Here is a 12,691-nt window from a genome sequence, read left to right as displayed (position 1 = left end):
TTAGAAATCCGTCGACGCGCTCATCGTCTCCCCGAGCACGTCGCGTTTGCGGACGAGGGCGTCGCCGCCGAGCGGTCGCGCCGCGTCCCGCCGCGTCGCCTCGGCGAGTTCCGGCACCGGGTCGTGCGTCTCGACGTAGGCCGCGAGGGCGAACTCGGCCTCGTCCGCGCCCGTGAGTTCGAGCGCGTCTGCGCGGGAGAGCATCCCCGATAGCCAGTCGCGGAGAACCCTTCGCGCCGTCGGCGCGAGCGGAGTGACGCCCTCGACGCCGACGCGGTGGAGCACCTTCGCTGCCGTCACGGGGGCGACGCCGGCCGCCCGTCCCGCGTCGCCGACGCCGTCGCCGTCGACGTAGTGCTCGACGACCGTGGCCGCGGCCGCCGGCGCGCAGGGAAGCGCGTCCGCGCAGTCGCGCAGTCGGGCGGCGAGGTCCACGTCGGTGTCGTCCACCGTCGCGACGCCGCGCACCTCCTGTTTGCTCGTCGTCACCGCCGTTTCCGCCGCGATATCCGCCAGTCCCATCGGCAGTGTCTACGACGAAGCGGTAGTAATCGATTTCGATTTGTTTTCAAATTTGATATCGGTACGTACCAGTGACCGGTAGGTTAGAGCGCTATTTCGAGGCCTGAAAGCGCATATATTCCAGTGTTTAAATACCCATTCGGAGCCAAGAATCAATTGTGATGACTGAAGCACGCGCCGACGACGCGACGACGACGAACGCCTGCCCCGAGTGCGACGGCCGACTCCACGCCGACGGGCGCGAGACGGTCTGCGGCGACTGCGGGTTGGTCGTCTCCGAGTACGCCATCGACCACGGTCCCGAGTGGCGGTCGTTCGCCGACGACGCCGGCGACCCCAAGCGCACGGGCGCGCCGCTCACCCGGTCGCGCCACGACCGCGGCCTCTCGACCGAAATCGGTCGTTCAACGCGTCTCAAGGGACGGAAGCGCCGCCAGATGGCTCGTCTCCGCCGCCAGCATAACCGCGCTCGCATCTCCACGAAACGCGAGCGGAATCAGGTGTACGCGTTCACCGAGATACGCCGTCTCACGAGCGCGTTGTCGCTTCCCGAGCGCATCCGCGACCACGCCTGCTCGTTGTTCCGGTCGGCGCAGAAGGAGGACCTGCTTCGCGGGCGGTCGCTGGAGGGGTTCGCGGCCGCGTGCGTCTACGCCGCCTGCCGCGCAGCGAACGTCTCGCGCACCGTCGGCGAAGTCGTCGCGGAGGCGAAGGCGACGAGAGCCGAGCAGACGGCCGCCTACGACGCCTTGAACCGCGAACTCGGACTCCCCGTGGGTCCCGTCGACCCCGCGGAGTACGTCCCGCGGTTCGCCACCCGCCTCGACCTCTCGCGCGAGGCGGAACGCCGCGCCCGCGAGTACGTCGCGGAGGCGGCCGAGGCGGGCCTCTCGACGGGACGAAACCCCGGCGGCGTCGCCGCGGGGTGTCTGTACACCGCCGCGCGCGACGTCGGCGCGGACGTGACGCAGGCCGAGGCGGCCGCCGTTGCCGACGTGACGCCCGTCACCCTGCGGAAGACGTACGCTGCGCTCCGGGAACGGGAGAACTGAACGGACCGGGCGAAGCGGTCGACTACGAGGGTCCGAGCGCGACGAGGGCTATTTTTCCCGAGCGATGGAGTCGGCGGACCGGAGCGACCGGAGAACCAAGCGGCCGCTCAGTCGTTCGAACAGCGGTCGACCGCCCGCGCGAGCGACAGAACCGCCCGCCCGGCGCGACTCGACGGGGCGACGCGACAGACGGGGCGACCGGTCTCGACGGCGCGGGCGACGCGGGGATCCGACGGAACCGTGACCGCGGGGGCGCCGAGCACCTCCTCGAAGACGGCCTCGGGCGGGTCGTCGACGGCGCGGTTGACCGCGACGGCGACGAGTCCGGCGTCGAGTTCGCGCGCCAACTCTCGCGTTCGGACGGCGTCGGCCAGCGCGTACGGTTGGGGCGACGCGACGACGACGCAGGCGTCGACGACGGCGAGGGGAACGCCCGCGTCGGCCTTCATCCCCGCCGGGCAGTCGACCACCACGTCGCCGTAGGCCCGTTCGACATCGCGGAGCGCCTCGCCCAGTCGGCCCACGTCGGCGGCCCGCGCACCGGCGAGCGACCGCCCGCACGGGAGCAGCGTCACCGCTCCGCCCTCTCGGACGGCCTCGACGGCCGACGCCCGACCGGCGAGCACGTCGTGGAGGTCCGGACCGGGGCCGGCGGCCGCGGGCAGGTCGGCCATGCCGACGTCCGCGTCGACGACGACGGCGCTCGTCGCGGCACCGAGTTCGAAGGCCAGCGTCGACTTGCCGACGCCGCCCTTCCCGCCCGTCACGGCGAGTATCACGGCGCCTCCAACGCGGCGACGACCGGACCGGCCTCCGTCTCGGCCGCCCGGTCGGCGAGTTCGTCGGCGCGGGCCGCGACGGCCCGGAGCGCCGCCTCGTCGGCGGCGACGGCCGAGGCCAGGCCGGACACGTCGCCCGCGGTTTCGAGCGCCGACGCAGCATCCGCCGCCGTGGCGTCGGTCAGTCGCTCCGCGAGGCGCACCCGCGTCTCGACCGCGTCGAACCACGAGGCGACCGCGGGCGGACGGGGCTTCGGATTCGAGCCGTTGACGTCCGGTTCTGAGCTGTTTTCCGCGGAGACGTCCGACTCGGCAGGTTCGAAAGCGTCTCCGTCGGAAGGCGACTCGGACGCGAGCGACGAATCCGGAACCGAAACCGGAACGGCGTCGGCGGGCGGTCGCGCCCGACCCAGAGCGCGGATGGCTTCGTTCTCCCGGTCGTCCTCTCTCTCCCCCTCCGCCCGGCCGAGCGACGCCACGGAGACCGGGCGGTCGCCCTCGGAGGCGACCGGGCAGGCGTATCCGAGCGTTCGCTCCTCGCCGGCGTCGAGGACGCCCTCGAATCCGCTCTCGTCCCACCCCCGTTCGGGGACGCCTTCGCGCCGCGGCGGGAGGACGGGACCGGGGAGTTCGTTGCGGACGCGGACGCGGCGCGGAACGGGCGCCTCGTTGCGGACGCGAACCGTTACGAGCGTCGCGCCGGCGACCGATTCCGTCGTGCAGTCGTGCTCCATGGACCGGTCTGGCCGCGCGCTGGTATTTTAACCTACATCAGTCGGCGTCAGCGGACCACGACCGGCCCCGAGAGGTAGCGGACAGAGGGAGCGAGGCCGCCGAACCGGTCGACGACGGTCGGGTCAACGACGACGGGAGCGCGGAGGGAGGCCGCCCGGGCCACGGCGAGGGCGGCCGAGAGCGGGTCGCCGTCGAATTCGCCCGGTCCAGTCCCCGCGTCGGCATCGAACGTCGGCGGGAGCGCAGTCACGGCGGCGGCGAAGGCGTCGTAGGCGGCGGCGGCGAGTGCCCGTCGCGCGTCGCGTTCGAGGTTCGCCGCTCGGTCTTCGAGTCGCATACGCGCCTCGCGGGTGTCACGGGACCGGCGCACCTCCGCCTCCAGAGCGGCGAGTCGCTGTCTGGCGGCCACGCGTTCGGTCGCCACCTCCGAGAGTCGCCGCATCGTCTCCGCGAGGTCGGTTTCGGCGGCGGCGACGTCGCCGCCGGTGTCCCGAGTAGCCTCGACGCGACCGCGAATCGTCGCGGCGCGTTCGCGGAGACGGTCGGTTTCGACGCCCGCCTCGGCCGCCCGACGGCGCGCGGCGGCGAGGTCGGCCGTCTCCGCGGGCGCCGCATCGGCTATCGCCTTCCGAACCCGGTCGAGTTCAGCCAGCGCCCCGTCGGCGTCGTGACCGCGGAGACGCGCGAGGGCCGCCAGCGCGCCGCGTCGGTCGAGTCCAATCCCCGCGGCGAGGTGCGAGACGAACGGGTGCACCGGCGTCGGCGGGGGGCGGACGACGCTCGGCGCGGCGGGTTCGGCCGGGAGTCCGCCCGCGACCGCCCGGCGGAGCGTCGCGGCGTCGGGGGCCGCCTCGACCCTCCGAAGGTCGACGACCGGACCGACGTGGAGGCTCCCGTCAGGGAGGCGGACGCGAATCGGTCGGCGGAGGGCCGCGGTCACAGGTCGCCGTCGCGCATCGCCGCCGACGAGGGGTGGTCGGTGCCGGCGGCGAACTTGTCGTACGGCGTGCTCGGGGAGTCGCGGGCCTCGTAGGCCGCGGCGGCCGTCCGGACCGAGGCGGGCGCGTCGGCGAACTCGTTGAACGGTTCGGTCCGTTCGACCTGCACGTCGGCGGCGTGCTTCTCCCGGAGGCGGCAGGCGAGAAAGGCGCCGAACTCCGTCTCCGCGAGGAGGGCCGCGCGACCGAACCGCCGCACGACGGTCTCCTCGTGCGTTCGACAGACGTTCCGGAGCGTCTCGCGGGCGGGGCGCGAGTAGGTCACGACGAGCAACACAGTTACGAGAGAACTATCACTCCGAGATAAAACTCTCCCGAATTGACTCGTGTGGCGCCGACCCGGTTACAGGCGTTCGACGTCGAACGTCAGCGACCCGGGCGTCTCGTCCAGGAGGTCGTACACGCGGGCCCGGGCCTCGTCGGCGCTCTCGGCGACGACGACGAGTCCGTTCGCGCGGTTCTCGCCGGCGGCCCGGTAGGGGGCGAGGCCCGCCTCGCCCCCGAAGTCGGTCGCGTACGTCCGCAGGACGGCCACGACGCGTCGTTCGGTCGCCGCGAGGTCCGACTCCCCGGACTCGAAGTCGCGGAGGGCCTCCTCGACGTTTCGCAGGGCGGAGATTCTGTCCATCTACCTTGCGAGTCGTTCCGCGTCTCGGTACAAGAAGGCTCGTGGTCGCCTCGCCGTCGAGGCCCGCGAACCGCCGGACGACCCACACGTTCGATGAAGCGGGACATACACCGACAACGATAGATTGACAACCGCCTTCGAGATACGACGGGTAATGCCCAGCGAAGAGTCGTCGGAGGAAGACGGACGCGCGAACGACCCGGCGAACGACGAACGGGTCGAGAACGGACGGACTGACGGGGGAAACTCCGAAACGCTCGACACCCGCGCCATCCACGCCGGCGAGGAAAAACCGGACAACGCCCTGGTGACGCCCATCTACGCCAACGCGACGTACGAGTACGAGTCGTCGACGGCGCTCGGCGGGCGCTACCGCTACTCCCGGATGTCGGCGCCGACGCGCGGCGACCTCGAATCGGTCGTCGCGGACCTCGAAGGCGCGACGCACGCCTACGCGTTCGCCAGCGGCATGGCCGCAATCGACGCCGTCTTCTCGCTGCTCTCCGCGGGCGACCACGTCGTCACCGGGTCCAGCCTCTACGCGGAGACGTACGACCTGTTGGCGGACGTCTACCCGCGCTACGGCGTCTCGGTCACCCACGTCGACGCGACGGATTCAGCGGCCGTTCGCGAGGCCGTCCGCGACGAGACGGCCCTCGTCTACGTCGAGACGCCGACGAACCCGCTTCTCAGAGTCGTCGATATCGCCGCCGTCGCGGACGCCGCCCACGAGGTAGACGCCGTCGCGGCGGTGGACAACACGTTCGCCTCCCCGGCCCTCCAGCGACCGCTCGAACTCGGCGCCGACCTCTCCGTGGAGTCGTTGACGAAGTACCTCAACGGTCACTCCGACGCCATCGGCGGGTCGGTGGCCACGCGCGACGCGGATCTCGCGCGACGACTCGAGAAGACCCAGTACACCCGCGGCGCCGTCCTCGGACCGTTCGAGTCGTTCCTCGTCCGCCGCGGCGCGAAGACGCTGCAGGCGCGGATGGACCGCCACTGCCGGAACGCCGCGGCCGTCGCGGACGCCCTCGCCTCGCACGCCGCCGTCGACACCGTCTACTACCCCGGCCTCGACACCCACCCCGGCCACGAGGTTGCGGCCCGACAGATGGCCGACTTCGGCGGCATGCTCGCGTTCGAACTCTCGGGGGGTGTCGACGACGCCACCGAGTTCGTCGCGGCGCTGGAAACAGTCACCATCGCCGAGAGCCTCGGCGGCGTCGAGAGCCTCGTGGAGGTGCCGGCGGCGATGACGCATCAGGACTTCACGGCGGAGGAACTCCGCGCCGCCGGCATCGACCCCGGACTCGTCAGACTGAGCGTCGGCATCGAACGCGAGTCGGACCTCGTCGCTGACGTGCGGGGGGGGTTGGACGCGGTGCTGTAGGCCGGTCAGGTCGGCTTCGGTGGCGGCGGCGACAGCGACGGCGCGCGAAGAGAAATCGGTAACTACGTCGTCCGCAGGTGGTCGGTCCGCGGTTCGTACACCTCGCCCTTCCGACGCAGGCTCTCTATCTCCTGTTCGGCCTTGCCCTCGCTGAGGTTGAGTTCCGCCTCCGCGCGGGCGAGCACCTCGTCCACGGGCGCACCGCCCTCGTACTCGTCTTCGAGTTCGTTGATGAGCGCCTTCAGGTTCTTGATCCGGTCCCGCTGGTTCTTCGAGGTACCCGTCTCAACGATGTCGGCGTCGAACTCGCCCGTCTCGGGGTCCATCCCGATGTCGCGCAGGCAGGACTCGACGATGTTGGTGACGCGGACGGCGTCCTCCTCGCTGACGGTGTCCGAGAGACGAACACGCGCCGACGCCTCCGCGAGGCGGACGAGCGCTTCGAGTTTCCGGGCGGTGACGGGGATGGGCGAGTCCTCGTCGGAGCCCTTCGCGCGGAAGTTGACGTAGAAGTCGCGGATGGTCTCTTTGGCCTCCTGCGTCATCGTCGGGTAACAGTTGCGCTTCGCGTAGGCGATGTACTTCCGCAGGAGTTCGGCGTCTATCTCCGGGGCCACCTCCTGTGTGACCGCGTTCACCTCGTCCTCGGTGAACTCGGAGTTGGCTATCTTCGTCCGCTGGGTGTGCAGTTCGCCCGCGTAGTTCGTGTTGATGATGTGGTCCGCGAGTTCGGCGTCGGTGTCCGGGTCGGGGTCGTCCGTCACCGTGAAGATGAGGTCGAACCGCGAGATGAGCGCGGGTTCGAGGTCTATCTGCTCGCCGATGGGTTCGTACTGGTCGAACCGTCCGTACTTGGGGTTCGCCGCGCCGAGCAGCGAACATCTGGCTTTGAGCGTGGCGTTGATACCGGCCTTCGACACCGAAATCTGCTGCTGTTCGAGACCCTCGTGCATCGCAGAGCGGTCTTCCGGCCGCATCTTGTCCAGTTCGTCCACGGCCGCGATACCCTTGTCGGCGAGGACGAGGGCGCCTGCTTCGAGCGTCCACTGCTGCCCGTCGCCGAAATCGTCGCGTACAGCCGCTGCAGTAAGACCCGCTGAGGAGGAACCCTTCCCGGAGGTGTACACCGACCGGGGCGCGATGTTCCGGATATACTGGAGCATCTGGGAGTTGTGAGAGACGACGTTGTTCGTGAGGAAGTTGTGCGTCCCCTCGATTTCGAGGTCGTACACCCACTCCTCGTCGGATTCAACCGGCTCAATGGCCTCGATTCGGTCCCACGCGATATCGCCGTCCGCGAGGGCGCGGAGCGAGGCGAGTCGGCGTTCGACGCTCGCGCCGCCGTCGCCGTCGGCGGCGAGTCCGTCCTCGGCGGCCTTCGCGAACGTCTGCACGACCGTCCGGAGGCTGTCCCGACTCGGATTCCGGTCGCCGCGCTCGTAGTGTTGGTACGTACTGCGCGGGAGTCCGCAGTCAGCCTGCGCCAGTCCGAGCGATTCGCGCAGGTCGCGGAGCGTTCCACCGACGCCGGGAACGACGTCTCGATTCGTGTTTCCGTCGGCGTCGACGACCGCTGCGGCGGCCTCGCTCTTCCGTTCGACGACGAAGCCGACTCGTTCGGTGTAGCGGGCGAAGTCGTCGCCGCTGATTCGGAGGCGGAAACTGCCGCCCGCCTTCGGTCGAAGCTGTGAGTCGACGCCGAACGCGAGGAGAAGACTCCGAACCCCTTCGAGAACGTCGCGGCTCGTCGAAGAGATGGTCGCCTCTCGTTGCGTCGGAGAGACGGTGCCTTCCGCGTCGACAAAGGCGCGGAGGAACCCTCGCTTGACGGGGCGCGTCGCTCGGAGAATCGATCCGGGGACGCGCTGTTCACCGGACCCCTCCAGCAGCGCCGGTTCGAGTGCTTCGAGGAGGCTCACCAGTTCGGACGACGAGCAGGTGAGTTCCCTCGCGGTCTTTCCGTCGTGCGGGGAGCGTTCGGTCGCCGAGAGGCCGAGTTCGGCGAGTGCGTCGGCGACGTCGTCGAGTATCTCGCGGTCGTTGTTCGTCAGCGAGACGAACGCGCTTCCCGAGTCGCGTCGCTCGACGTAGCCTTCGGCGGCGACGTACCCGAGGAGACGCGCGAGCGACGGCGTCAGTCGGTCGGGGACGTCGAGTCGCACGGCGTTGTTCGACTGCGAACGGCGTATCGAGACGTCGAGCGAGTCGTCGCCCTCGGCTGGGAGCGACCGGGGGACGGCGACGAACTCGCCCGGTTCGAGGTTCTCGGCGACGACGGCGTCGGTGCCGCCGTCGCGACCGACGAACAGCGGGTGCGACGGCGTGACGGTGAGTTCGCGCCCGCTGGCGGTCCGAATCTCGTACATCCGCTCAGGTGCCTCGCGCTTCCAGACCTTCGTCGCCCGCCGCGACGATATCGACCCGTCGTGCGCCATCGACGGCACCGCGAAGTCGACCGAGTCCCACACGCCGTCGTCCACTGGTTTCGGGTCGTCGAGGTTTCGCTCCACGAGTTCGCGGATGGGAACCTCCGATCCGTCGGCCATCGTCACCCGGGTGTCTCCGGCGACGCACTTCCCCGTACCCGGGTCCCCTATCAGCAGCATGTGTAAGTCCCCCCGAATCCGCGACCCGTCGGGGAGGTGTTTGGTGACGCCGGAGAACAGTTGGAGGATCATCGCGAGTTTCTCCTGTTCGTAGCCGTAGATGGAGGGAGCGACGGAGCCGACCATCTTCTCGTAGATGTTCTCCTCGTTCGAGAGTTCGATAATCTCCGCGACGTCCTCCTCGGAGATGTCCATGTCCTCGAACTCCTCGTCCTCTATCTCGATGGCGACGCCGTCCATGTAGAGGTCGAAGATGGGCGTCTTCTCTTGGTTGGAAGTCTGCTGTTCGATGTGGAGGACGCCCGTGACGGTGACGTGGTCGCCGGCGGTCACTCTACCCGTGATGTCGTCTTCCGTGTCGATGTCGATGCTCTGCGGCGTCTCGCCGCCCCGCAGGCCCTCGGGGCTCTCTTGGACGCGCAGTTTCTGGGAGTCGACGAACTCCGATTGGTCGAAGTCGACGTGGAACGGTCCCTGTCGCTCGCAGCCCTGACACTCGTGGGGTTCCTGAAAGCCGCTGTCGGTCTGCGGGATGTACGTCATCGTCCCGCAGCGCTGACACTCGAAGGCGGCCTCGGTTATCTTCGGGCGGACGTCCGTCGCCTTGCGGACGATTCCTTTGACCGAGACCATCCGTCCGATGTGGTCGTCGTGGACGCGGATGTTCCTGATGTCGACGGAGTCCGGGAGGTTGTGGAGGCGGACGTGCGCGCGCCCGAGTTTCACGTCGACCGGGAGGTCGTAGAGGCGGAGGGCCTCCTCGGCGTACTCGCGTATCTGGTCGGGTTTCTTGCGGTAGTCCTCCGCGAGGTCCTCGTCGAAGCGGAACAGGTCGTCGTAGTCGACGTACAACGAGCGCTGTTCGTTCGGATACCGCTGAGCGAGGCGGCCGATATCGTCGCTGTAGTACTTTCTGTAGAACTGGACGAACCGGTCGGTGAGGTCCACGTCCGGGTCCTGCGGGGCCTGTGCCATCGAACCGGAGTAAGTCCCCCATCGGGTAAGAGTCTTCGTTCGGAGCGGAAGTAGTGGAGAGGTGGTCGCCGTCGGGTCCCGCGGAGAGAAGCCGCGGCGGAGCGCCGACCTACAACGAAACGTCCGTCTCGATGTCCTCGGTGGCCTCGCGCAGGCCGTCGCGGCGGGCGTCCTCCGCGAGTCGCGCCGAGAGGTCCGAGTCGGTCAACAGTTCCTCGAACTCGCCGCGGAAGCGGTCGTTCGCGCGCGTCGCCTCGCGCCGCGCCTCGACGACGCGGCGGGCGCGCGCCACCGTCTCGGCGTCGGCGTCGAGTGCGGCCGCGCACGCCTCGTCGTCCGCGCCGTCGTCGAGGAGCGACCGCAACGCGTCGAGCGAGAACGGCGCGTCGGCGTCCGACTCCCGGAGGAGGTGGAGGTCCGTCCGCGCGACGAACACGTCCGCCTTGTCGGCGTTCGCCTCCAGAACCGCCGCGAGTTCCGCGTCGGCGTCGCCGTCGAAGAACCCGCGGACGACCCGACGTAAGTCCTCGCCCGAGAGGTCCGACTCGAACTCGTAGCGCTCCCGCATCGCCGCGACGAGTTCCGCAACCCGGCGGTTTCGCTCCTCGTCGTCGGGGGCGTCCGTCAACGACCCGGGCGACTCCTCCTGTCGCTCCGTCACCGACTCCGACCCCGTCGTCTCGACGAAGATGTCCCTGAGTTCGGCCGTCTTCTCGTCCATGACCGCCCGGTAGGCGCTGCGAACGTACAAAACTTTGCCGGCGCGCCGCCGGTCCGCGGGGCGAACGCCGACCCGAGCGCCGACCGCTCGACTGGGCCAGCAGCTTCGTAAACCGAACGACTGATAGTGGTTTACGAGACACGGAGGAGTATGTCGACTAACGCGGAGTCGGTCGAACTCGTCGGCGACGACGTGGTTGGCAACGTCGCCCGCGCGGCGCTGTTCGCGGCACTCACGGGCGCGTTCGCCTACGTCTCGTTCCCGAACCCCGTCTCGCCCGTCCCGGTGAGCCTGCAGGTACTCGGTGTCTTCCTCGCTGGCATCTTTCTGGGGCCGGTCTGGGGCGGCGCGTCCCTCGTTCTCTACCTCGTCGCCGGCGCCGCCGGCGCCCCCGTCTTCGCCGGCGGGTCCGCCGGTCTCGGGTCGTTCGTGAGCTACACCGCCGGCTTTCTCTGGTCGTACCCGCTCGCGGCGGCCCTCATCGGGGCTATCGTCCACGGAGTCGGCGACCTGCGCGACCCATCCGAGGTGGGGCTGATTCGCCTCGTCGGTGGTATGGTCGCCGGCACCGTCGTCATCTACGCCCTCGGCACCGTCGGCTACGCCATCGTCGAGAACGGTCTCGCCGGCGCGTTCGCTCCGGAGGCCCTCACCCGCGCGTTCGTCGTCAGCGCCCTCGCGTTCGTCCCGTTCGAGGCGGTGAAGATGGCCGCCGCCGTCGGCGTCGTCCGGAGCGACGCCGCGACGGCCGAATGACGGGGCGGAGGGTCGAACGGTGACCGTCCGCACCGAGTCGCTGGTCCACCACTACGGCGACAGCGTCGCCGTCGACGGCGTGACGCTGGACATCGACGACGGCGAGTTCGTCCTGCTGGCCGGCGCGAACGGGTCCGGCAAGACCACGCTCGTGCGCCACTTCAACGGCCTCCTCGAACCCGATTCGGGGGAGGTATTCGTCGACGGTCGCTCGGTCTCAGAGCACCCCGTCGCCGCCAGAACCGCCGTCGGGATGGTGTTTCAAGAACCGCGCGACCAGTTCGTCGCCGCGACGGTGGGCGGGGACGTGGCGTTCGGTCCGGAGAACCTCGGCCTGCCCCGAGACGAGATAGACGAACGCGTCGCGGACGCCCTCAACGCCGTGAACCTGAGCGAGAGAAGGGACGCCCGCGTGGACGAACTTTCCGGCGGCGAGCAGGAACGCGCCGCCATCGCGGGGGCGCTGGCGATGCGGCCGAGCCACCTCGTCCTCGACGAACCGTTCACCGGACTCGACGCGCCCGCGCGCGAGGCGGTGCTCGACAGACTCGAAACCCTGAACGACGCGGGGACGAGCGTCGTCGTCGTCACGCACGACGTGCGCGACGTGCTCGGACTCGCGGACAGGGCCGTCGTGATGGCCGACGCTCGGGTCGTCGCGGACGGAACGCCGGATCGGGTCGTCGACGAGTTGGAGGCGTACGACGTGCGCGCGCCGCGCCGCCGCTCCACCGGCCGATGCCGCTGACGTACTGCCCGGGCGACTCCGTCGCTCACCGACTCGACCCGCGGACGAAACTGTTCGTGCAGGCCGCCTTCGCCCTCGCCGTGTTCGCGCGGACCGAGCCGGCCGGACTCGCCACGTGCACCGCCCTCGCGGCCGGAATCCTCCTCGCGGGGCGCGTCTCGCCTGTCGACGCCCTCCGCGGGTTCGCGCCGGCGCTTCCCTTCCTCGTCGTCGCCCCCCTCGCGCGGACGGTGACGCTCTCCTCGGCCGGACCGCTCCCCGTCGGCGTCGACCCGTCCGCGGCCGTCGAACCCGCGCTGGCGAGCTATCGCGTTCTCCTGGTCCTCCTCGTCTCGGCGACGTACCTCCGGACGACGCCGGTCCGCGACTCCCGCGCCGCGATAGAGCGCGTCGTGCCGGGCCGCGTCGGCCGCTTCCTCGGCGTCGGCGTCGGCCTCGTCTTCCGCTTTTTCCCGCTCCTCCTCGCGGACCTCCGACGCGTCCGCGAGGCGTCGACGGCGCGTCTGGGCGACCGGCGACCCCTCCGAGCGCGGATGCGCGCCGTCGCCGCCGCGGGCGTCCGCCGCGCGTTCGCCCGGTCGGACCGACTGGCGCTGGCGCTCCGCGCCCGGTGCTTCGCGTGGAACCCGACGCTCCCCGAGTTGCGGTTCGCGCGCCGGGACTACCCGGCGCTCTGTCTCGCCGTCGCCCTCGCCGCGTCGGCGGTTCTCTGACCGGTTCCGGGGGACGACGCCGCGTTCGCGGGACGTCCGGAGACAAGATTTAACCGCTCCGTTTC

At 70.0% G+C, this 12,691-nt stretch carries 13 protein-coding genes; 5 read left to right on the top strand and 8 right to left on the bottom strand.

All coding sequences use genetic code 11. The features are described from left to right. The gene (locus NDI76_RS01785) at positions 1 to 522 is read right to left on the bottom strand and encodes a DUF7858 family protein (protein ID WP_310922270.1); all 522 of its coding nucleotides are present in this window, start codon (positions 520 to 522) and stop codon (positions 1 to 3) included. A 161-nt stretch (positions 523 to 683) separates the two neighbouring features. Between NDI76_RS01785 and NDI76_RS01780 the strand changes: the two genes are divergently transcribed. Next, on the top strand, positions 684 to 1,574 hold the full coding sequence (locus NDI76_RS01780; protein ID WP_310922269.1) for a transcription initiation factor IIB: 891 nt from the start codon (positions 684 to 686) through the stop codon (positions 1,572 to 1,574). A 107-nt stretch (positions 1,575 to 1,681) separates the two neighbouring features. Here the strand turns inward: NDI76_RS01780 and NDI76_RS01775 are convergent, their stop codons facing one another. The 5 genes from NDI76_RS01775 to NDI76_RS01755 form a co-directional block, all read right to left on the bottom strand. Beyond that, a complete protein-coding gene (locus tag NDI76_RS01775; RefSeq protein WP_310922267.1) occupies positions 1,682 to 2,353 on the bottom strand; it encodes a MinD/ParA family ATP-binding protein in 672 nt (223 codons plus the stop codon). Beyond that, positions 2,350 to 3,087: a DUF7857 domain-containing protein gene (locus tag NDI76_RS01770; protein ID WP_310922266.1), complete on the bottom strand. Its 738-nt coding sequence runs from the start codon at positions 3,085 to 3,087 to the stop codon at positions 2,350 to 2,352. Before NDI76_RS01770 ends, NDI76_RS01775 begins: the two co-directional genes overlap by 4 nt. Positions 3,088 to 3,134: 47 nt before the next feature. Beyond that, the gene (locus NDI76_RS01765) at positions 3,135 to 4,028 is read right to left on the bottom strand and encodes a DUF7856 family protein (RefSeq protein WP_310922265.1); all 894 of its coding nucleotides are present in this window, start codon (positions 4,026 to 4,028) and stop codon (positions 3,135 to 3,137) included. Next, positions 4,025 to 4,363 carry a DUF7855 family protein gene (locus NDI76_RS01760; protein WP_310922264.1) on the bottom strand — a complete coding sequence of 113 codons (339 nt, stop codon included), beginning with the start codon at positions 4,361 to 4,363 and terminating at the stop codon, positions 4,025 to 4,027. Before NDI76_RS01760 ends, NDI76_RS01765 begins: the two co-directional genes overlap by 4 nt. A gap of 66 nt (positions 4,364 to 4,429) precedes the next feature. Further along, entirely contained in the window at positions 4,430 to 4,714 is a 285-nt protein-coding gene (locus tag NDI76_RS01755) for a DUF7854 family protein (protein WP_310922263.1), read from the bottom strand. Between the two features lie 154 nt (positions 4,715 to 4,868). Between NDI76_RS01755 and NDI76_RS01750 the strand changes: the two genes are divergently transcribed. After that, entirely contained in the window at positions 4,869 to 6,107 is a 1,239-nt protein-coding gene (locus NDI76_RS01750; RefSeq protein ID WP_310922262.1) for a trans-sulfuration enzyme family protein, read from the top strand. Positions 6,108 to 6,169: 62 nt separating this feature from the next. On the opposite strand, the gene NDI76_RS01745 is transcribed toward NDI76_RS01750, so the two are convergent. Together NDI76_RS01745 and NDI76_RS01740 are read right to left on the bottom strand one after the other, a co-directional pair. Further along, positions 6,170 to 9,688 carry an LAGLIDADG family homing endonuclease gene (locus NDI76_RS01745; protein ID WP_310922261.1) on the bottom strand — a complete coding sequence of 1,173 codons (3,519 nt, stop codon included), beginning with the start codon at positions 9,686 to 9,688 and terminating at the stop codon, positions 6,170 to 6,172. A gap of 109 nt (positions 9,689 to 9,797) precedes the next feature. After that, positions 9,798 to 10,409 carry a conditioned medium-induced protein 4 gene (locus NDI76_RS01740; RefSeq protein ID WP_310922259.1) on the bottom strand — a complete coding sequence of 204 codons (612 nt, stop codon included), beginning with the start codon at positions 10,407 to 10,409 and terminating at the stop codon, positions 9,798 to 9,800. Between the two features lie 150 nt (positions 10,410 to 10,559). On the opposite strand from NDI76_RS01740, the gene NDI76_RS01735 reads away from it, so the two are divergent. Genes NDI76_RS01735 through NDI76_RS01725 form a run of 3 tightly spaced genes read left to right on the top strand, consistent with a single transcriptional unit; the run spans position 10,560 to position 12,626 of the window. Further along, positions 10,560 to 11,165 carry a biotin transporter BioY gene (locus NDI76_RS01735; protein WP_310922258.1) on the top strand — a complete coding sequence of 202 codons (606 nt, stop codon included), beginning with the start codon at positions 10,560 to 10,562 and terminating at the stop codon, positions 11,163 to 11,165. 19 nt (positions 11,166 to 11,184) lie between these two features. Next, on the top strand, positions 11,185 to 11,913 hold the full coding sequence (locus NDI76_RS01730) for an energy-coupling factor ABC transporter ATP-binding protein (protein ID WP_310922257.1): 729 nt from the start codon (positions 11,185 to 11,187) through the stop codon (positions 11,911 to 11,913). Further along, on the top strand, positions 11,904 to 12,626 hold the full coding sequence (locus NDI76_RS01725) for an energy-coupling factor transporter transmembrane component T family protein (protein ID WP_310922256.1): 723 nt from the start codon (positions 11,904 to 11,906) through the stop codon (positions 12,624 to 12,626). The genes NDI76_RS01730 and NDI76_RS01725 overlap by 10 nt, the downstream gene beginning before the upstream one ends. Positions 12,627 to 12,691 lie beyond the last annotated feature (65 nt).

It is taken from the genome of Halogeometricum sp. S1BR25-6, assembly GCF_031624495.1.
GTDB lineage: Archaea > Halobacteriota > Halobacteria > Halobacteriales > Haloferacaceae > Halogeometricum > Halogeometricum salsisoli.
Note: the sequence above shows the minus strand (reverse complement) of the source record. Positions and strands in the feature narration are given on the sequence as shown.